Source organism: Haloarcula halophila (genome assembly GCF_029278565.1).
Classification (GTDB): domain Archaea; phylum Halobacteriota; class Halobacteria; order Halobacteriales; family Haloarculaceae; genus Haloarcula; species Haloarcula halophila.
Window position 1 is genome coordinate 945,647 of the sequence record NZ_CP119559.1, and the last position, 17,403, is coordinate 963,049.

The 17,403-nt window shown below is 67.7% G+C and carries 19 protein-coding genes; 8 read left to right on the forward strand and 11 right to left on the reverse strand.

Translation table 11 applies throughout. The features are described from left to right. Window positions 1-4 precede the first annotated feature (4 nt). Window positions 5-1,123: a glycosyltransferase family 4 protein gene (locus tag P0204_RS04990; RefSeq protein ID WP_276222203.1), complete on the forward strand. Its 1,119-nt coding sequence runs from the start codon at window positions 5-7 to the stop codon at window positions 1,121-1,123. Here the strand turns inward: P0204_RS04990 and P0204_RS04995 are convergent. The 6 genes from P0204_RS04995 to gatC are packed head-to-tail and all read right to left on the reverse strand — an operon-like array spanning window position 1,110 to window position 6,818. Further along, entirely contained in the window at window positions 1,110-2,630 is a 1,521-nt protein-coding gene (locus P0204_RS04995) for an FAD-binding domain-containing protein (protein WP_276222204.1), read from the reverse strand. The genes P0204_RS04990 and P0204_RS04995 overlap by 14 nt on opposite strands. 41 nt (window positions 2,631-2,671) lie before the next feature. Beyond that, window positions 2,672-3,778: a M48 family metallopeptidase gene (locus P0204_RS05000; protein WP_276222207.1), complete on the reverse strand. Its 1,107-nt coding sequence runs from the start codon at window positions 3,776-3,778 to the stop codon at window positions 2,672-2,674. Window positions 3,779-3,824: 46 nt separating this feature from the next. Next, on the reverse strand, window positions 3,825-4,007 hold the full coding sequence (locus P0204_RS05005; protein ID WP_276222209.1) for a hypothetical protein: 183 nt from the start codon (window positions 4,005-4,007) through the stop codon (window positions 3,825-3,827). Between the two features lie 40 nt (window positions 4,008-4,047). Next, entirely contained in the window at window positions 4,048-5,205 is a 1,158-nt protein-coding gene (locus P0204_RS05010) for a M48 family metallopeptidase (RefSeq protein ID WP_276222211.1), read from the reverse strand. A gap of 55 nt (window positions 5,206-5,260) precedes the next feature. Continuing rightward, the gene (gene gatA / locus P0204_RS05015) at window positions 5,261-6,538 is read right to left on the reverse strand and encodes an Asp-tRNA(Asn)/Glu-tRNA(Gln) amidotransferase subunit GatA (RefSeq protein ID WP_276222213.1); all 1,278 of its coding nucleotides are present in this window, start codon (window positions 6,536-6,538) and stop codon (window positions 5,261-5,263) included. Window position 6,539: 1 nt separating this feature from the next. Next, window positions 6,540-6,818, reverse strand: a complete 279-nt coding sequence (gene gatC, locus P0204_RS05020; protein WP_276222215.1) for an Asp-tRNA(Asn)/Glu-tRNA(Gln) amidotransferase subunit GatC — start codon at window positions 6,816-6,818, stop codon at window positions 6,540-6,542. Between the two features lie 213 nt (window positions 6,819-7,031). Here gatC and P0204_RS05025 point away from each other — a divergent pair, with 213 nt between their 5' ends. After that, on the forward strand, window positions 7,032-8,003 hold the full coding sequence (locus P0204_RS05025; RefSeq protein ID WP_276222217.1) for a transcription initiation factor IIB: 972 nt from the start codon (window positions 7,032-7,034) through the stop codon (window positions 8,001-8,003). Between the two features lie 46 nt (window positions 8,004-8,049). After that, window positions 8,050-8,526, forward strand: coding sequence for an NUDIX hydrolase (locus P0204_RS05030; RefSeq protein WP_276222219.1), 477 nt, complete (start codon window positions 8,050-8,052; stop codon window positions 8,524-8,526). A 3-nt stretch (window positions 8,527-8,529) separates the two neighbouring features. Here P0204_RS05030 and P0204_RS05035 read toward each other — a convergent pair whose 3' ends face one another. From P0204_RS05035 to P0204_RS05050, 4 genes are all read right to left on the reverse strand, one after another. Next, window positions 8,530-9,615 (reverse strand): asparagine synthase C-terminal domain-containing protein, encoded by a 1,086-nt coding sequence (locus P0204_RS05035; RefSeq protein ID WP_276222221.1) that lies wholly within the window; start codon window positions 9,613-9,615, stop codon window positions 8,530-8,532. Continuing rightward, complete coding sequence (locus P0204_RS05040; RefSeq protein ID WP_276222223.1) at window positions 9,615-10,301, reverse strand: PHP domain-containing protein; 687 nt, start codon at window positions 10,299-10,301, stop codon at window positions 9,615-9,617. Before P0204_RS05040 ends, P0204_RS05035 begins: the two co-directional genes overlap by 1 nt. A 347-nt stretch (window positions 10,302-10,648) precedes the next feature. Next, the gene (locus tag P0204_RS05045; RefSeq protein WP_276222225.1) at window positions 10,649-11,872 is read right to left on the reverse strand and encodes a TIGR04347 family pseudo-SAM/SPASM protein; all 1,224 of its coding nucleotides are present in this window, start codon (window positions 11,870-11,872) and stop codon (window positions 10,649-10,651) included. Further along, window positions 11,869-12,183: an Htur_1727 family rSAM-partnered candidate RiPP gene (locus P0204_RS05050; RefSeq protein ID WP_276222227.1), complete on the reverse strand. Its 315-nt coding sequence runs from the start codon at window positions 12,181-12,183 to the stop codon at window positions 11,869-11,871. The genes P0204_RS05045 and P0204_RS05050 overlap by 4 nt, the downstream gene beginning before the upstream one ends. 107 nt (window positions 12,184-12,290) lie before the next feature. Between P0204_RS05050 and P0204_RS05055 the strand changes: the two genes are divergently transcribed. The 5 genes from P0204_RS05055 (at window position 12,291) to P0204_RS05075 (ending at window position 15,792) form a co-directional block, all read left to right on the forward strand. Further along, window positions 12,291-12,860, forward strand: a complete 570-nt coding sequence (locus tag P0204_RS05055) for a GNAT family N-acetyltransferase (RefSeq protein ID WP_276222229.1) — start codon at window positions 12,291-12,293, stop codon at window positions 12,858-12,860. A gap of 110 nt (window positions 12,861-12,970) precedes the next feature. Next, window positions 12,971-13,654, forward strand: a complete 684-nt coding sequence (locus P0204_RS05060) for a CDP-alcohol phosphatidyltransferase family protein (RefSeq protein WP_276222231.1) — start codon at window positions 12,971-12,973, stop codon at window positions 13,652-13,654. Next, window positions 13,651-14,349: a PHP domain-containing protein gene (locus P0204_RS05065; protein ID WP_276222233.1), complete on the forward strand. Its 699-nt coding sequence runs from the start codon at window positions 13,651-13,653 to the stop codon at window positions 14,347-14,349. The genes P0204_RS05060 and P0204_RS05065 overlap by 4 nt, the downstream gene beginning before the upstream one ends. A 2-nt stretch (window positions 14,350-14,351) precedes the next feature. After that, on the forward strand, window positions 14,352-15,077 hold the full coding sequence (locus P0204_RS05070) for a TVP38/TMEM64 family protein (protein WP_276222234.1): 726 nt from the start codon (window positions 14,352-14,354) through the stop codon (window positions 15,075-15,077). A 64-nt stretch (window positions 15,078-15,141) separates the two neighbouring features. After that, window positions 15,142-15,792 carry a metal-dependent hydrolase gene (locus P0204_RS05075; protein ID WP_276222237.1) on the forward strand — a complete coding sequence of 217 codons (651 nt, stop codon included), beginning with the start codon at window positions 15,142-15,144 and terminating at the stop codon, window positions 15,790-15,792. Between the two features lie 271 nt (window positions 15,793-16,063). Here the strand turns inward: P0204_RS05075 and P0204_RS05080 are convergent, their stop codons facing one another. Continuing rightward, the gene (locus tag P0204_RS05080; RefSeq protein WP_276222239.1) at window positions 16,064-17,221 is read right to left on the reverse strand and encodes a multicopper oxidase domain-containing protein; all 1,158 of its coding nucleotides are present in this window, start codon (window positions 17,219-17,221) and stop codon (window positions 16,064-16,066) included. Between the last annotated feature and the right edge of the window lie 182 nt (window positions 17,222-17,403).

The window sequence follows — 17,403 nt, forward strand, 5'->3', positions numbered from 1 at the left end:
TGCGATGGCACTGCCACACGTCGCGACGTTCACGGACACCTACCTCCCGACGGTCAACGGGGTCACCTACACGGTCAAGACCTGGCGGGACCACTGGCAGGCCCGTGGTGGCCGGATGGACGTCGTCTACCCGCGCAGTGCACACGAGCCGACTGCGGGCGAACACCCCGTCCGTAGCCTCCCGTTCCCGTTCTACGAGGGGTACCGCCTGGGGATGCCACAGATCCCGGGAGGGGTCCGGAACGCCGACCTGGTCCACGCTCATACTCCGTTCAGTCTCGGGATGGCCGGCCAGCGGCTCGCCCGGAAACTCGACGTCCCACTCGTCGCCTCCTATCACACGCCGACCGCGGAGTACGCCGAGTACGTCTCGTTCAACGGGGCCGTCGAGGCCGCGGTTCGATCGAGCGCCGAGAGCTACGAGCGGTGGTACCTGGACCGGGCCGACGTGGTCGTCGCCCCCAGCGATCGCACCGCCGACTACATCCGGGACCTGGGCGTCGACGTCGAGGTCGCGGTTATCTCGAACGGCGTCGACACCGACTTCTTCGAACCGAAAGATCGGGACGCCTTCCGCGAACGCCACGACCTCCCGGACGGCCCGCTCGTGGGCTATACGGGCCGACACGGGTACGAGAAGTGCCTGGAGGACATCGTCGCCGCCTGCGAGGGGCTGGACGTGACCGTCGTCTTCGGCGGGGACGGCCCGGCCCGAGAGGAGCTGGAGGCGACTGCCGCCGAGAGCGCCGTCGACGTGCGGTTCCTGGGCTTTCTCGACCGGGAGGAACTGCCGGGACTGTACAGCGCGCTCGACGTCTTCGCGTTCCCCAGCCCGGTCGAAACCCAGGGGCTCGTCGCCCTGGAGGCCAACTGCTGTGGGACCCCCGTCGCCGGCGTCGACGCGGGCGCGCTCAGCGACACGATCGAGGACGGCGAGACGGGCTACAGCTACGACGAAGGGGATATCGACGGGTTCCGCCGGGCGATCGAACGGACCCTCGCTGAGTCCACTCGGCTCCGGGAGAACTGTCTGGCCCGCCGGGAGCGGGTCGGGGTCGGGCACGCGATCGATCGGCTCGCGTCGGTCTACGAGGGCGTGTTGTCACCCGTCAGAAGTCACTGAGCGTCGCCTGTCCACGCGTGCCGTGCCCGTCGTCCCCGTCGGTTCTGTCTCGCCCGCGGTTCGAGAACGAGCAGCGCCGCCGGAGACGCGGGTCCGAGAGTGCCTCCCGTGCCCGGTCGGCCAGGTCGGCGTAGATCTCCCGGGCGCGGTCGGCCTCGTGGTCGTAGTCGACGACGGGATAGGGGTAGTCCTCGCCGATGTCGACGCCACACTCCCGCTGGACGTGGACCGGGGCCTGTGCCGGCTCGGCCAAGTGCTCGTCCGGGAGCGGGGCCAACTCGGGGACGTACTCGCGGACGAACTCGCCGTCGGGGTCGTACTCCCGTTGCTGTTTGGCCGGATCGTACACCCGGACCGGATGGACGCCGGTGAGGTTACACTGTGACTGCCACTGCGTGTAGTTGATCGCCGCGTCGGCGTCCAGCAGGTGGGCGTACATGAAATCGGCGCCGCGTTTCCACCACTGCTTGAGGACGTAGACGTACACCGCCGCGACCATCGCCCGCATCCGGAAGTTGATGTAGCCGGTCTCGGTCAGCGCCCGCATCGCCGCGTCGACCATCGGGAAGCCGGTCCCTCCGGTCTGCCAGGCCTCGTCGAGTTCGGGATCGTGTTCCTCCCGGAACAGCCCCCGAAAGACGGGATTCACCGCCCGGTCGGTCCAGCCCGGCCAGTCGGCCAGTTTCTGGTGGTAGTGGCGGTTCCAGTAGAGCCGGGAGACGTACATCGACCGACCGCGCCCGTCCGGACACTGCTGGACCCGCCGGTAGACCTGTCGCGGCGAGAGCGTCCCGAAGGCCAGATCGGCCGAGAGCCGCGAGGATCGGTCCTGTGCGGCCGCTGGCGGGGAGACGACCGAGGGGTAGGAACCGATCCGGTCACAGAACCCCTCCAGGCGGGCGTTTGCCGCGACCGTCCCACCGCGGGGGAGGTCGCGCTTGTCCGGGTCCGCGAACCGGTCGGCGACGGCGTCGAGTGTCACGTCGCTGTCGACCGGGTTGGCCGACAGCGCCTCCGGACGGGGAACAGGGTCGCTCTCGAAGTACGCCTCGCAGTGGTCGTCCCATCCCTCGCGCGTGTCCACGGCGACGGTTCCGTCGTGGTGGCGGCTGTCTGGATACCGCAGGCCGTCGGCGGCGACGGCGGTCGTCTCCGCCCACGACCGGACCGTCTCGGCGACTCGTCTGCCGTGGCGTGCCGTCGGGTGGCGGTTGTAGTAGACAGCGTCGACGGCCCCGGAATCGAGCAGCGCCCGGAGTCGGCGGCGCGGGTCCCCGTCGAGCAGTGCCAGGTCGCTCCCGAGGTCACGGTACTGGTCCCGGAGGTCCTCCAGACACTCCTGGAGGAACTGGAGGCGGGCGTCACAGGCTAGCCCGTCGGCCCCGTAGTAGCGCGGGTCGACGACGAAGGCGGGGGCGATGCGGTCACCGTCCTCGTGTGCGGCCGCAAGGGCCGGGCTGTCGACCGTTCGGAGGTCGCTCCGGTGCCAGACGAGGATGGTCGTCACGGCGAACCGTTAGCGCGCCAGGGACAAAACCGGTCGGGCGCTCACCCCGTGCGCTCCAGGGACGCCTGGCGCTCGCGGAGTGCGGCGATCCGGTCCTGCGGGTCAGGATGCGAGCCGGGCAACACGGCGGTACAGACGGCGTCCCAGCGCCGTGCGATGCGGTCGAACCGGTCGGGATCGTCGGTCCCGTCCGCCGGTTCCGGCTCGATCGTGTAAGGGAGGACACACAGCTCCCGGAGGCCGGTTTCGGCGGCTCGGAGATCACTGTCGGGCCGGTGGTCGGTCGTAAGCGTCTCCAGGGCGCTGGCCATCGCCGCCGGCGAGCCACAGATCGCGACCCCGCCCGCGTCGGCCGCGTACTCCCTGATCCGGGAGAGCAACCGATAACAGGCGGTGCTGGCGAGATACAGTCCACCCGCGGCCGGGAGTGCGGCCGGGAGGAACAGCAGCACCATCAGCGGGTTGTAGGACTTCGCCACTGCGGTGAAGTCCCAGTCGACGGCCTCGCCCCGGAGCCGTCTGAACAGCGGCGAGTCGTCGGCGTCCTCGAAGAGTCGCTCGACGAACCGGGTCGTCATCGTCGGAAGGAACCCAGCGGCAGTCATCACGAACGAATCCCCGTTGTCGAGGTGGGCGAGTTCGTGGGCGAGCACCGCGTCGAGTTCGTCGCTATCGAGGGCCTCGACCAGCGCCGTCGTCACGAACAGCGTCCGCTCGCCGGGTCGGCTGGCGACGAAGCTGTTGGGCGTCTCCGAATCGACCAACCGGACGTCGGGCGGCGTCATCCCGGCGGTGTGTGCCAGTTTGGCGACCCGGCCGGCGAGGTCGTCGGCCGCCAGGTCAGTCCCATCGGCCTCGGTCGGGACGGTGTCGATATCCCGGAGGGTCATCCGGTAGCCGAACACCGACTGTGCGACCAACGTCAGCGGCGTTCCGACCAGCAGGAACGGGACCAGCGGGACGACGTCGAACCGCAGGATCATCGCTGCCATGTCGGGGTTGAACTGCAACGTCGTGACGATGGCGAAGAAGACGTGTCCCAGGACGTACGCCGCGGCGACGGCGACGACGTCGAAGGCGACTAGGACGAGGAGTAACCCGAACAGCCGACCGTATCGGGCGATGGAGGAACGTGCGTCGGGGGCCATATTCGTCAGTTCCAGCCGGCGGAACTAAAACGTGTCGGCTGTCGTATCAATCGGCGTCTCGCGTCCGCGAGAGCCCGACGCCGAACGCGAGTCCGTTGACCACGCCGAGGAGGAGACCGACGTAGAGATCGCCGATACCGACGGCGACGACGAGTCCGACACCGACACCCAGTGTGAGCGCCTTCGTCATCGTCGGCCAGTGGAGCCAGGACGGATCGTCGAGTGCCATACGACTCGGTCGGACCCCACTGGCTAACCGCTGCCGCGGATTAGAACGTCGACTCGTCGGCGTCGTCGACGGCCGCCTGGCGGTCCCGCAGAGCGTGGAGTCGGTCGTCGATATCGGGATGGGACCCCGGAAGCAACCGAGCGTGGAGGTTCGCCCAGCCACCGCCGATCCGCCCGGCCACGCCGCCGGAGCCACCGCTGTCACCGGGATCGTCCTCGATGGAGTGGGGAAGAACACACAGTTCCCGGACGCCGGTTTCGGCGGCCCGGAGGTCACCGTCGGGTCGGTGGTCGGTCGTCAGCGTCTCCAGGGCGCTGGCCATCGCCGCCGGCGAGCCACAGATCGCGACCGCACCCGCGTCGGCAGCGTACTCCCTGATCCGGGAGAGCAACCGATAGCAGGCGGTGCTGGCCAGCGACAGCACCGCGACGACCGGCAGCACGGCCACCGCGAACACCACGAGAGCGATCTCGAACTGCCCGGCGATGAGCGTCCTGGCGTCGGCACTGCCGTCGGTGTCGAAGAGCCACGCCGTCAGGAACGAGCGGCGCAACACTCCGACGGCGATCGCCCGGCAGCGGTCGGTCACCGTCGGGAGGAAGGCGGCGGCGGTCATCACGACCGAGTCCCCGTGTTTGAGGTGGGCGAGTTCGTGGGCGAGCACCGCGTCGAGTTCCTCGTCGGCGAGGGCCTCGACCAGCGCCGTCGTCACGACGAGCGTCCGCTCGCCGGGCCTGCTGGCGACGAAACTGTTGGGCGTCGCCGACTCGACGATCGAGACGTCCGGTGGTGCCATGTCGGCGGTATGGGCGAGGCGGTCGACCCGCTTTCGGACCGACTGGACAGCGTCCTGCCGGTCGATCTTCCGGCGCATCGCCGCGATACTGTCGGGGGTCGTCTCGCTCGGATCGGTGGCTCCGGACAGTCCCTCCCGAAGTGTCATCCGGTAGCCGAACACCGACTGCGCGACCAACACCAGCGGCGTCCCGACGACTACGACCGGCACCAGAAGCCCGGTCCCGAATCCGACCGAGAACAGCCCGCCGGGATCGCTCCAGAGCAACGGTGCCAGGCCGACAGCGAGATGCGCCAGTCCGTAGGCGACGGCGACCGCGACGGCGTCGAAGGCGACGAGGACGACGCCGAGCACCAGAAGTCGTGCCCGCAGTCGCCAGGTGTGAGGTCCCGTCACTCCCATCGTCTCGAAGTCGGTCCGACGGTGGAAAAACGTATCGTCGGGTCGACTGTCGCCGCTACGCCAGCGCCGATCCGGCCCGGATGATCGCCCGCTCGCCGAAGGCGGGACCGACGATCTGGAGGCCGACCGGGAGGCCGTCGTCGGTCTCGCCGGCGGGCACGGAGATCGCCGGGAGGTTCGCGAGGTTCACCGGCGTCGTGTTCGCGTCGGCGAGGTACATCGTCAGCGGATCGTCGAGGCTCTCGCCGCGTTCCATCGGCGGGACGGGCATGGTCGGCGAGGCCAGTACGTCGGCGTCGGTAAGCGCCTCGTCGAAGTCCTGTTTGACCCAGGCCCGGGCGTCCTGTGCCTTCTTGTAGTACTTGTCGTGATAGCCAGCGGAGAGGGCGTAGGTTCCCAGGAGGATGCGGCGTTTGACCTCCTCGCCGAACCCCTCCTCGCGGGCGTTGGCGAAACTCTCGTTCCAGTTGCCCTCGAAGCCGCCCGACTGTCCGTAGCGGACGCCGTCGAACCGCGCGAGGTTCGAGGAGGCTTCCGACATCGCGATGACGTAGTAGGCCTCGACGGCGTGTTCGACACTTGGGAGGTCGACCTCGTGGTAGCTCGCGCCCTGTGCTTCCAGGTCGTCCATGGCGTCCCAGAACGTCTCGACGACGGCCTCGTCGGCCCCGTCTAACAGTTCCGTCGGGACGCCGATCGAGAGCCCGTCGACGTCGCCGTCGGCGGCGTCGGCGTAGGATTCCGCGGCGTCGGGCGCTTCGCGTGTCGTCGCGTCGTGTTCGTCCGGCCCGGCAAGCACCTCCAGCAGTTCGGCGGCCTCCTCGACGGAAGGGGCGATCGGCCCGATCTGTTCGAGGCTGTTGGCGTAGGCGATGAGCCCGTACCGGGAGACCAGTCCGTAGGTCGGCTTGATGCCGACGACGCCACAGAACGCGGCCGGACAGCGGATCGAACCGCCGGTGTCCGAGCCCAGCGCCATGTCGGCGTCGCCGGCGGCGACGACCGCTGCCGAGCCACCGGAGGAGCCACCGGGGACGTGACCCTCGGCGACCGGGTTCTCGACGGCGCCGTACGCGGAGGTCTCGGTCGTCGTCCCCATCCCGAACTCGTCCATGTTGGTCTTCCCGGGGACGGTCGCGCCGGCCTCTTTCAGCCGCCGGACGACCGTCGCGTCGTAGGGCGGGACGTACCCCTCCAGCATGGCCGAGCCGGCCGTCGTCTGGACGCCCTCGGTCGAGATGTTGTCCTTGACGGCGACGGTCCTGCCCGCGAGCGGGCCGTCGTCGGCCCCCTCGATCGTCTCCGTGGTGATGTACCCGTTGTACTCGGTCATCTCAGGATACCTTCGGCCCCTTGAACTGCCCCTCCTCCGATTCGGGGGCGTTCTGGAGCGCGTCCTGTTGGCTCAGGCTCTCACGGACCTCGTCGGGGCGCATCACGTTCGCCAACTCCGGTTCTCGGTCCGTCTCCGGTACCTCGTCGAGGGCCTCGAACGCGTCGAGGATATCGCCGAACTGCTCGGTGAACCGCTCGACTTCCTCGTCGCCGAGGTCGACACGAGCGAGGTCCGCGACGTGGCGGACTTCCTCGGGGTCGACGGCGCTGTCGCTCATGTCCGCTGGGAGTACTGGCCCGTCGGTAAGCGTTTCGAAACCAGCGTCCGTTCGCCGTCGACGAGACCGGAGGGAGTATCCGAATCGTAAAACTCTCTTTTGGATTCCGAAAGGAATGCTTACAGAGTAGGCAGAGGATTTAAGTTTCTCCGTCCATAATAATGAGATGAATCATACGTTTTCCGGGTATTCAGACCCGTCTGTACGTAACCAATGACCGACACCACCATCCGCCGATACACGAGTGAACGCGACACAGAAGACGAGCAGACAGACGAGCAAGAGGAGTCGCTCGTCTGTCCAGAATGTGGTGGCTCCCTGCTTTCGGACAGCGAACGCGGAGAGACCGTCTGCGAAGACTGCGGCCTGGTCGTCGAGGAGGACGAGATCGACCCCGGCCCCGAGTGGCGTGCGTTCGACTCCAAGGAGAAAGACGAGAAGTCCCGCGTCGGTGCGCCGACGACGAACATGATGCACGACAAGGGGCTCTCGACGAACATCGGCTGGCAGGACAAGGACGCCTACGGCAACTCCCTGTCCTCGCGCCAGCGTGAGAAGATGCAGCGGCTGCGAACCTGGAACGAGCGGTTCCGGACACGGGACTCCAAGGAACGCAACCTCAAGCAGGCACTGGGCGAGATCGATCGGATGGCCTCCGCGCTTGGCCTGCCCGAGAACGTCCGCGAGACTGCCAGTGTGATCTACCGCCGGGCGCTCGACGAGGACCTCCTCCCGGGACGGTCCATCGAGGGCGTCTCGACGGCGTCGCTGTACGCCGCGGCCCGCCAGGCCGGGACCCCCCGGTCGCTGGACGAGATCGCCAACGTCTCCCGCGTCGACAAAGACGAGATCGCCCGCACCTACCGCTACGTCGTCCGGGAACTCAACCTGGAGATCCAGCCCGCCGACCCCGAGAGCTACGTCCCACGGTTCGCCTCGGACCTCGAACTCTCCGAGGAGGTCGAGCGCCGAGCCCGGCAACTGCTGCAGAACGCCAAACAGCAGGGCGTCCATTCCGGGAAGTCCCCGGTCGGACTGGCGGCCGCGGCCGTCTACGCGGCCTCGCTGCTGACCAACGAGAAGGTCACCCAGAGCGAGGTCAGCGAAGTGGCGAACATCTCGGAAGTCACCATCCGCAACCGCTACCACGAACTGCTGGAAGCCGAGGACGAAGTTCACCCCTGACTTCTCGACCGTAACCTAGAGCACCGTCCGTCTCCTCGCAGGCGATATGGAGACGACCCGGCACTTCGTCGCGACCGTCTACGTCGTCAGCGACGGCGCTGTCGCGCTACACGAACACGACAAACTGGGGATGTGGCTCCCCGCCGGTGGTCACGTCGACCGCGACGAACTCCCCCACGAAGCCGCGCTCCGGGAGACCCGCGAGGAACTCGGGCTCGACGTCGACCTGGTCGCGCCCCAGGAGTCCATCGAGAGCGAGACGGTCGAGTCGATCCCACAGCCACAGCACTTCCTGCTGGAGGACATCAACGTCGACGCCGACGGCGCGGTCGGCCACCAGCACATCGACTTCATCTTCTACGGGGCCGCCGACAGCCGCGAGATCGACCCCGGACCGGGCGAACAGCCGGCCGACGACTGGGAGTGGTTCACCGCCGCGGACATCGAAGCGAGTGCCGACCGGCTTCCGGCAGACGTCGCCGAGATCGGTCTGCGAGCCATCGAGCGGGTCGCCGAGCCGTGACGGTCACTCGACCAGGGACTCGACGTACTGGGTGACGTGGTCGTCCATCCGGCGCTTGTAGCCGGCCTGTCTGGCCAGCCGGTCGAGTTCCCGAGCGGCCAGCGAGCCGTACTGTGCGGCCTTCTTGTCCCGCGTCGCGATGGCCTCGGGCAGCGAGTCGGTAGCGGCCTGCCGGAGCGCCCACTTGCGGGTCTCGCCGTCGACGAGGTGGTGGTCGTCCAGGCGAAGCGCCGCCTCGACCACGCGGTCGTGCAACAGCGGCGCGACCGGTTCGACGCCGGCCGCTCGCAGGGCCAACACGTCCCGTTCGAGTTGATCGGCGAGGGTGGCGACGACCTCCCGCTGGGCGCGCCGGACCGTCTCGGCTTCGACGCGGGGGTCCTCGGGTGCCTTCGCGACCTTCGCGTAGCCGCCGAACAGTTCGTCGGCACCCTGTCCGACCGCGAGCCGATCGAAGCCGTCCGCGGCGACGCGCTCGGCCGTGAGAGACAACGGAAGTGCGATCTGGACGGCCATCGCGTTGGTCCGCCCGGTCGCGGCGACGATTTCGGGGACTGCCCGCTCGATGGCGTCGTGAGTCAGTTCGACGACGCGCAGGTCCCGACCGAGCAGGTCGGCCGCCGAGCGGGCCGCCTCGACGTCGTGGCTGTCGGGGAAGCCGGCGACGTACAGCGGCGCGTCGAGTCGGGCCGCAAGCAGCGCCGAGTCGACGCCACCCGAGAAGGCGATCGCGAGGCCGTCGGTCCCGACGGCGTCGACGCTCGTCTCGACGGCTTCACGGACGGTCGCGACGGCCCGCTCGTCGTCGTCGATCGGTGTCGGGTCCGGCAGCGAGAAGACCTGGCGTGTGCCCGCCTCGGTGCGGACGTGACCGGCCGGGAACGACACCGGATCGACGAGGTCGGCCGGGTCGGCGCTCCACTCTCCCCCTCCGTCGCCGTCTCTCTCGACGAACAGCGGGTACCGACCGAGGACGTCCCGAACGAGTCGGCCGTCGATCTCGCCAGCGAACCCGGCGGTGCCCGGCAGTGGGTCGCCGCTGTCGAGTGCCGCCGCGACCGCTGCCCGTGATGCACCTTGGAGAGCCATCAGCTCAAGAATCCTCGGAGACGGTTCTTCACGCGGCGTTTCGCCCCACCGGCGGCCTGCCGGAAGCTGATCCGCCAGGGGGTCCGCTCGCCCTCGACGGTCGTTCGACCCTCCTTGATCGCTGCGAGAATCGCCTCCTGTGTGCGGTCGTCGGCGTCGACGTTGGTGACCGCCTGGCCGACCATCTCGGCGATATGGGCGTCGCTACCGGCGGTCATCGGCAGGCCACGGCGTCTGGCAAAGCGCTCTGCCTGTCGGTTCGACCGACCGGTCAGCAGCCGGGAGTTGTACACCTCGATGGCGTCGGCCGTCGCGAGTTCGTCCTTCGAGATGTGTTCGAGTACCCCGTGTCGGGACTCCTGGAAGGGGTGGGGAACGACGGCGGTCCCACCCTGGTCGCGGATGCGGTCGAGCGTCTCGTCGAACGGTAACCCCTTGGGGATCGCCTCGGTGATACCCAGCGCCAACACGTGACCGGCGGCGCAGGTCACCTCCATGCCGGTGATCCCGACCAGACCGTACTCGGGGGCGAGTTCGGCCGCCCGGAGGCTCGCGTCGATCTCGTCGTGATCAGTGACCGCGAGCGCGTCCAACCCGACGGCCGCGGCCTGCTCTAGGAGCAACTCGACGGGGTCCCGACCGTCGTAGGAGAGCGACGAGTGTGTATGAAGCTCGACCGACAGCACGCTCGTGAGTAGACGAGGACAGGGCAAAAACACCTCGGTACGCAGTCGACAGACCGTTCTGCCGGGTCGATCCGACAGTGAAAGCCGGGAAACGAGGTGAGACGAGCGATCCCGGCGCCCGAGACGGGTGCCCCATGACGCAGGTGGTCCACTGGTGTCATCCGATCGGGTCGTCCGAGCCCACCGGACGACCGCGACCCGTATGAGCGAGTCGGTGCTCCCATGCCGGAGCACGACAGCTACCTGCACGGCCGGTCTCTCACGGCCGCACGTAGATGTTCGGGACGAAACCTACTACGTCCCAGCCCTTCTTGCAGAGGCCATTGAAGTAGGGGGAGGGGACTCGCTCAGTCCGCCGTCCCCGTGGGACCGGTGTCGGCGAACGGTTCCGGACCGTGGATCTCGCTGTCTTCGAGGTAACACTGCGGGTCCGGTGCGAACAGGTCGTTTTCGACGGTGAGCGCACGGAGTCGAGAGGCTCCACGACAGATCTCCGCGTATCGGCAGTCCGCACAGTTCCCGGTGAGGTGCTCTTCACGCTCTCGCAGTCCCCGAAGTAGCGGGTTGGACTCGTCCTCCCAGATCGCACCGAAGGGTCGGTCACGGACGTTCCCGAGCGTGTACCCCTGCCAGAACTGGGTGGGATGGACGTTACCCTGGTAGTCGACGTCCGCGACCCGTTCGCCGGTGGGATCGCCGCCGTTTATCTGGAGGTACTCGTAGACACGGCGGGCCTGTGCCTCCCCGAGGTGTTCGCGGGCGTACTCGACGAGGTACGCGGCGTCGGTGTAGTTGCCGACGAGCAGCGTCTCGATCTCCTCGCCCCGGTCGTGGTAGTCGCGAGTCATGTCACAGACGCGCTCGACGGCGTCCCGGCGCTCGACGGGCGTGAGGTCGGCGTCGACGATCTCGGTCCCGCGACCGCCGTAGTCCAGGTGATAGAAACAGAACCGGTCGACACCCACGTCGGTCAAGAGGTCGACGACTCCCTCCAGATCCGGCGCGTTCCGGTCGGTGATCGTGTACCGGAGGCCGGTCTTGAGGCCGGCGTCGAGACAGTGCTCGATGCCCTGGATCGCCCCGTCGAAAGCACCCTCCATCCCGCGGAAGTCGTCGTTGGCTTCGGGGAGGCCGTCGACGGAGACGCCGGCGTACTTCAGTCCGGCGGCTTTCAGCGACTCCGCCCGTTCCTCGGTGATGAGCGTCCCGTTGGTCGAGAGCACCGGCCGGACTCCGACCTCGTTGGCGTAGGCGACCAGCTCTTCGAGGTCCTGGCGCACGAGCGGTTCGCCACCGGAAAAGAGGACGACCGGTGCGCCGTAGTCGGCGAGATCAGAGAGTAGCGCTTTCCCCTCGGCCGTCGAGAGTTCGCCGTCGGCGATGTCGGTGTCAGCGGCCGCGTAACAGTGATCACAGTAGAGATTACACTGCTTGGTGACATTCCAGACGACGACGGGGCGGCGTTGCTTTTCCTCGCGGATCTGGGCCTTCGTCGAGTCGTCGGCCGCGTCGTAGCGCAGGCCGTCGCCCTCTGCGTCTAAGTCACAGAGCAACTTCGAAACGGAGATCACGCGTCCTCACCCCGCAGCGTCTCGGCGCGCATCTCGGACTCGTCCATCGTGGCGTCCCCGTCGCTTTCCCCAGGGTCCAGCGCCAGCGACTCGTCCTGATACCGCCGGGTCTCGTCGGCCGGACACAGCCACAGCGCCACGGCGGCGTGGCCGAACAGTTTCGTCGCCTGCTCGTGGGCGACCTCCTCAGCAGGCGCACTGACACTGCCGGCGTGGGTGAGTGGCTCCGTGGCGTCCTCGCGGACGAACACCTCCCACTCCCGGCTCGTCGCGCCCCGCGGAGCGTCGACCTCGTGGTCCAGTTGTCCCATATCTGTGCCTTGGTGTCCCCACAAAAAACGGGTCCAGCCCGTTCCCAGCCGGTGGGAACGGCCGACACACGGTCATTTATGCCGACTCCTCGCGGAGAACCGGACGGATGCAACTCTGGCGGCTCACCCGGAACCGGTACGGGCGCGCGGCCTACGAGGCACTGGGACGGCTGGGTGTCACTGCGACGTCGATGATCGAGTACGTCGCCACGTTGGAGGGCGAACAGGACGAGACACCCAGGGACGGGAACGAACTCACAGTCGAGCAGGTTCAGCCAGACCGTGTCGCGTCGCTCGATGCCCCGACGACGGAACTGCTCGGCGACGAGACCGTCATCGCCGCCCTCGACGGGAATACTCCCGTCGGCTACCTCTTCCTCTCGGTCGATACACGCCATAACATCCGTCCTCTAGAGCGGACGCTGGCGTTCGGTGGAGGGTACGTCCGGCGGGTGTTCGTCGATCCCGCCCATCGGAACCGCGGGGTCGCGACGGCGATGGTCGAGACCGCACTCCGACGGGCGCGTTCGGCGGGTGTCGACAGCGTGACGGCTCTCGTCGCCATAGACAACGTCCCCTCCCGGTCGCTGTTCGAGCGCCACGGGTTCGAACCGACCCACAAGCGACGGTACGTCAGGATCGGCCCGTTCTCCCATCGAGCGGTCACCGAGGTCTGAAAAGCGGTCCGGACGGCTACCGAGTGGTCGGTAGCTATATAGATTAGAATTGAGTAAATAATTGACGGGCCAGATTTATACTTTGAGGCGGCGTGACTCCACACGAGCGGATGACCGGGGAACTCAGAGAGGCGATCCGGGGCGTCTGGGCCGACCGTCGCGTGACGAACACGGCGGATCGAACGAACGTCGTCGACCAACTCACCGGGGCCGACTACATCAGCCTGGCCGCGCTGCTGGTCGGCTGGGGGAGCGCGCTCCTGTTCGTCCGGGACGAGCCGAACCTGGCGTTGCTCGCCATGTTCGGGGCCTTCGCGCTCGACAAGGCCGACGGCTGGTACGCCAGACGAACTGGCACCTCCTCGCCGTTCGGCCGACAGGTCGACTCCTTCATCGACATCTTCGCCTACCTGGTGCCCGCCGTCCTGCTGTATCATACGGTGTTGGCACCGAACGACGTAGCCAGCCTGCTCGTCGGGTTCCTCGTGTTCGCCTTCGGCGGCCTCCGTCTCGTCCGGCACAACAGCGAGGGCTTTGGTTCGGACGGTGATGCGAGTTACTACCACGGGACGACGGTGGTCCACACGAACCTCGTCGTCGTCACGAACTACTTCCTCTGGGCGCTGGTCCCCGGTTGGAACGGCTGGCTCGCCGGACTCGTCGTCACCGCCGTCTGCCCGCTGATGGTCTCCGACTACAAGGCCTACAAGACCGACGTGAGCCATCTGCTGGCCGCACTCGGGGCCGGGATCGCGGCCGGACTCGCGCTGGCGCTGGAATTCGGGTACGTATGAGCGGTCCCGGACCGGAGGGCAGTAGCCGGACCGTCCGCGTCGATCCGCACCTCCACACTGTCGCGTCCTACGACGCACAGACGATGCCCGAGACGCTGCTAGCCCGTGCCCGTGAGGTCGGGCTGGACGCGGTCGTCGTTACCGACCACGACACCGTCGAAGGCGCACGCATCGTCGCCGATCTGGCTCCCGAGTACGATCTCGTCGGGGTCGTCGGCTGTGAGATCTCGACGGCCGGCGGTCACCTCCTGGCGATCGGCGTCGACGACCCACCTGACCCGGGCCGACCGTTGGCCGAGACAGCGAGAGCAGTCCAGCAGGAGGGCGGTGTTGCCGTGGTTCCTCACCCGTTCCAGCGGTCCCGCCACGGTGCGAGTGCCGACGCGATCACGGCCGTCGACGGTATCGAAGTGTACAACGCCCACACGCTGACCAACATCCGGAACCGACAGGCCGAACGGTTCGCGTCCGTCCGGGAGTATCCGGCCTACGGCGGGAGCGACGCTCACCGTGTGGCCGGGATCGGCCACGCGGCGACGGCCGTCGAACTTCCGGAGGCCACCCTCTCGGCCGAGACGATACTGGCGGGGATGCGTGCCGGACGGACGGCCGCCGTCTGGCGGCGCTCCTCCCGCTGGCAGTTCCTCACGAAGGTCGTCGAGAACGCCAAACGAAAGACGTTCTCGCTCCTGTGACCGTGGCGGACGACAACGCGACAGAGACTGCAGATGACGGCCCCAGGGTGTTCGACTCGCGGCGGGCGCGACGTGACGCCGCCCTCCGTTCGGTCGTGCTGTTGCTCGCTCTCCTCGGGATCACGGCGGCGCTCTACGTCCTGGTCCCCGAACTCACCGACCCGATCTGGCTCCGACAGCGGTTGTCCGGGTTGGGCATCTACGCTCCGCTGGCGTTCGTCACGCTCCAGACGGTCCAGGTGATCCTGGCACCGATCCCCGGCCAGGTCCTGGGCGGCGTCGGCGGGTACCTCTTCGGAACGCTCGCGGGCACCGCCTACAGTCTCCTCGGCGTGACCGTCGGGAGCGCGATCGTGTTCGGCCTCGCACGGCGCTACGGTCGCCCGTACGTCGAGCGAGTGCTCGATCCGGCCGCGCTCGACCGCTGGGACGGCTTCGTCGAGCGAGGGGGCGTGGCCGGCCTCTTCGTCCTCTTTCTCCTCCCGACGTTCCCCGACGACCTCCTCTGTCTCGTCGCCGGGCTCTCGGAACTCCGCCTGCGGACGTTTCTCGTGCTCGTGGTGGTCGGTCGCGCACCCTCGTTCCTCGCAGTCGCCTACGCCGGAGAGGAGTTCGCTGCGGGCCGGCTCGGAACCTTCGCCGTCATGCTTGCGGGGTTGACAGTGGTCTCGGTGGTCGTCCTGCTGCTGAAAGACCGCATCCTCCGCCAGGTGGGACAGGGGTCCTGACTCCCCGGTCGGACCCGACTCTTTATTCCTATTGAGCCGTACCGAGAGGAACGGACTCGGGATGATGGCGACGACACACGCCCTGTTGGGCGTCGCGGTGGCTGCCCTCTCGTACCCGCTGGTGGGCGAGCACGTCGGAGCCCCGCTGGTCCTCGCTGCGGCGTTCTGTGGCGGGCTGGCACCTGATATCGACGTTTTCGGCCACCACCGGAAGACGATGCACTTCCCGGTCGGCTACACGGGACTGGCAGCGGCTGCTACCGCTGGCGTCGCCCTCGCGCCGTCGACGACGACGGTCCTGGTGGCCGCCGGACTCGGCACTGCCGCACTGCACGCCCTCTCGGACGTCTTCGGCGGCAGTCCGGAGCCAGAGCCGTGGAACCCGACGGTCGAACGGGCGGTGTTCAATCACCTACTCGGCCGCTGGCATCGCCCCCGTCGATACGTCAGGTACTCTGGGGCACCGGAGGACTTCCTGCTCGGTCTCGGCGCGGGCCTGGTCGCCATCGCCGCACCGGCGACACCGGGGGCTGTGGCGTCGGTGCTGTGGGGCGTGCTAGCGTTTTCGGCGGTGTACACGCTGTCGCGAAAGCGGCTCGGGGAGCTGTCCCGGCTCCTGGCGGCGATCGCGCCCGGACGGCTGTCGCTCCCGTCGATCCGCGTCGTGGAACACGAGGACGGCGGGACGACGGTTGCCGTTCGGTTTCAGGAGTGAGCGACGGCGGTCACGGTGTCCCCCGAGCGATTCCCGTCGGGTGATATCCAAAGGACGGCGCACGCTGTTTGCCGTTCGCCTACCACGAGAGTCTCGCTTCGCTCAACCCCCACTGCTCGCGGGTGGCGTCGACTTGCGGTTCTACCGCTCGATAGCGAGGCGCTCCGCGCCTCGCTCTGCCCGCTCGCTCGGTTCGAAGGCTTCGCTCAGGCTTCGTGACTCACGGGTCGCTACGCTCCCCGTTCGTTTTTGTATGAGGGCTTCGCGTTGCTCACCCCTCATACCCCGCGTACTCCATCAGCTGCTTGAAGATATCGGTGTCCATCGCGTCCTTGTAGACGACGCCGGTGACCATCCCACCGGGATAGGAGGTCCCGTTCATCGCGTGGCTCACCTTGTGACAGTGCGCGAGGTAGATGCCGGGATCGGCGTCGGCCTCGAATTCGATGGTGTGTCGTCCAGCCGGTGGGATACTGGTGATGTCCTGGTCGTGGCGGGCGGCTTCCGGGATCTTCCCGCCGTCCTTGTGGGTGACCTGGAACCGGTGGTTGTGGATGTGCATCGGGTGGTCCATGTACCCGTTGTTACACATGTGGATGCGAACCGTATCGCCCTGTTCGACGATGATCGGCGAGCCATCTTCGGGGTGGAGCGTCCGCGGCGCGGACTTGCCGTTGATCGTGAACGTGTCCGGGCGACGGTTCCGAACGTCGTAGGTGGCGTCCATCCCGGCCATCTGGCGGTTGAGTCGGGAGTCCCACTCCTTCAGCGTCATGAAGTACTCCTTGTCGGCCGGCTCGTACCCCTCCGGGTCGACGCGGAAGATGCCGTACATCCCCATGTCGATGTGCCGATGGGTCTGGTAGTGGCAGTGGTAGAGGTGGGTGCCCGGGACGTTCGCCGGAATCGTGTACGTGTGTGACTCGCCGGGGTCGATCCGGATGCCCGTCGTGGTCGGAACCCCGTCGTCCTCCCACTGCTTCTGGACGGCGTGGAAGTGGACCGTGTGCGGGCGCATGCCGTCGGAGTTGTCGAACGTGACTTCCATGGGCGATCCCTCGGTCGTCCGGAGGATCGGCCCGGGGACGCTCGGCTCGCCGTCGTCGGCCTTGAACGCCCAGACCTGCGGGAGTTCGACCGGACCGCCCATCGTCTCGCCGGGGTGGGCGTCGTGGCGAGCAGGGACCGACGAGAGCGTGACCTCGCCGCCCTGTTCGTCGACGTTGACGACCTCCGGCGGCGAGGTCGTCGGGAGGTCGCTCGACTGGTTCGCGGCCGTGGCCGCCGTGTCCGTGGCCGTCTCGACCGTCTCCTTTGGGTCACCCGGTGCAGAACAGCCCGCGATAGCGAGCGCCCCGCCGACGCCGGATGCCTTCACGAAGTCGCGACGAGAGATTCCCGAGCCGGGTGCACCGATTGGATCAGTCATGTGCAATTCGGAAGATGGACCCTCTGTATAAACCCCCTTGAGCGTGTTCCCGAGAGAGTAGAACCGTTCCCGGCCAGTGAGAACGCCCGAGCGGCTTTCATAAGACTACCCCAAGTTTCAGGGGTCGATTCGGCCAGAAACCCGCCGCCCTCGGTAGGTTTCGGCTGGATTCGGGAATCTTA

What these genes read in the sequence shown, in the direction of transcription:
- P0204_RS05010 (WP_276222211.1), bottom strand. Translation starts at nt 5,205, where the DNA reads ATGGGAGTGACGGGACCTCACACCTGGCGACTGCGGGCACGACTTCTG.
- P0204_RS05035 (WP_276222221.1), bottom strand. Translation starts at nt 9,615, where the DNA reads ATGGCTCTCCAAGGTGCATCACGGGCAGCGGTCGCGGCGGCACTCGAC.
- gatA (WP_276222213.1), bottom strand. Translation starts at nt 6,538, where the DNA reads ATGACCGAGTACAACGGGTACATCACCACGGAGACGATCGAGGGGGCC.
- P0204_RS05005 (WP_276222209.1), bottom strand. Translation starts at nt 4,007, where the DNA reads ATGGCACTCGACGATCCGTCCTGGCTCCACTGGCCGACGATGACGAAG.
- P0204_RS05000 (WP_276222207.1), bottom strand. Translation starts at nt 3,778, where the DNA reads ATGGCCCCCGACGCACGTTCCTCCATCGCCCGATACGGTCGGCTGTTC.
- P0204_RS05025 (WP_276222217.1), top strand. Translation starts at nt 7,032, where the DNA reads ATGACCGACACCACCATCCGCCGATACACGAGTGAACGCGACACAGAA.
- P0204_RS05080 (WP_276222239.1), bottom strand. Translation starts at nt 17,221, where the DNA reads ATGACTGATCCAATCGGTGCACCCGGCTCGGGAATCTCTCGTCGCGAC.
- P0204_RS04990 (WP_276222203.1), top strand. Translation starts at nt 5, where the DNA reads ATGGCACTGCCACACGTCGCGACGTTCACGGACACCTACCTCCCGACG.
- P0204_RS05055 (WP_276222229.1), top strand. Translation starts at nt 12,291, where the DNA reads ATGCAACTCTGGCGGCTCACCCGGAACCGGTACGGGCGCGCGGCCTAC.
- P0204_RS05050 (WP_276222227.1), bottom strand. Translation starts at nt 12,183, where the DNA reads ATGGGACAACTGGACCACGAGGTCGACGCTCCGCGGGGCGCGACGAGC.
- P0204_RS05060 (WP_276222231.1), top strand. Translation starts at nt 12,971, where the DNA reads ATGACCGGGGAACTCAGAGAGGCGATCCGGGGCGTCTGGGCCGACCGT.
- P0204_RS05065 (WP_276222233.1), top strand. Translation starts at nt 13,651, where the DNA reads ATGAGCGGTCCCGGACCGGAGGGCAGTAGCCGGACCGTCCGCGTCGAT.
- P0204_RS05075 (WP_276222237.1), top strand. Translation starts at nt 15,142, where the DNA reads ATGGCGACGACACACGCCCTGTTGGGCGTCGCGGTGGCTGCCCTCTCG.
- P0204_RS05030 (WP_276222219.1), top strand. Translation starts at nt 8,050, where the DNA reads ATGGAGACGACCCGGCACTTCGTCGCGACCGTCTACGTCGTCAGCGAC.
- gatC (WP_276222215.1), bottom strand. Translation starts at nt 6,818, where the DNA reads ATGAGCGACAGCGCCGTCGACCCCGAGGAAGTCCGCCACGTCGCGGAC.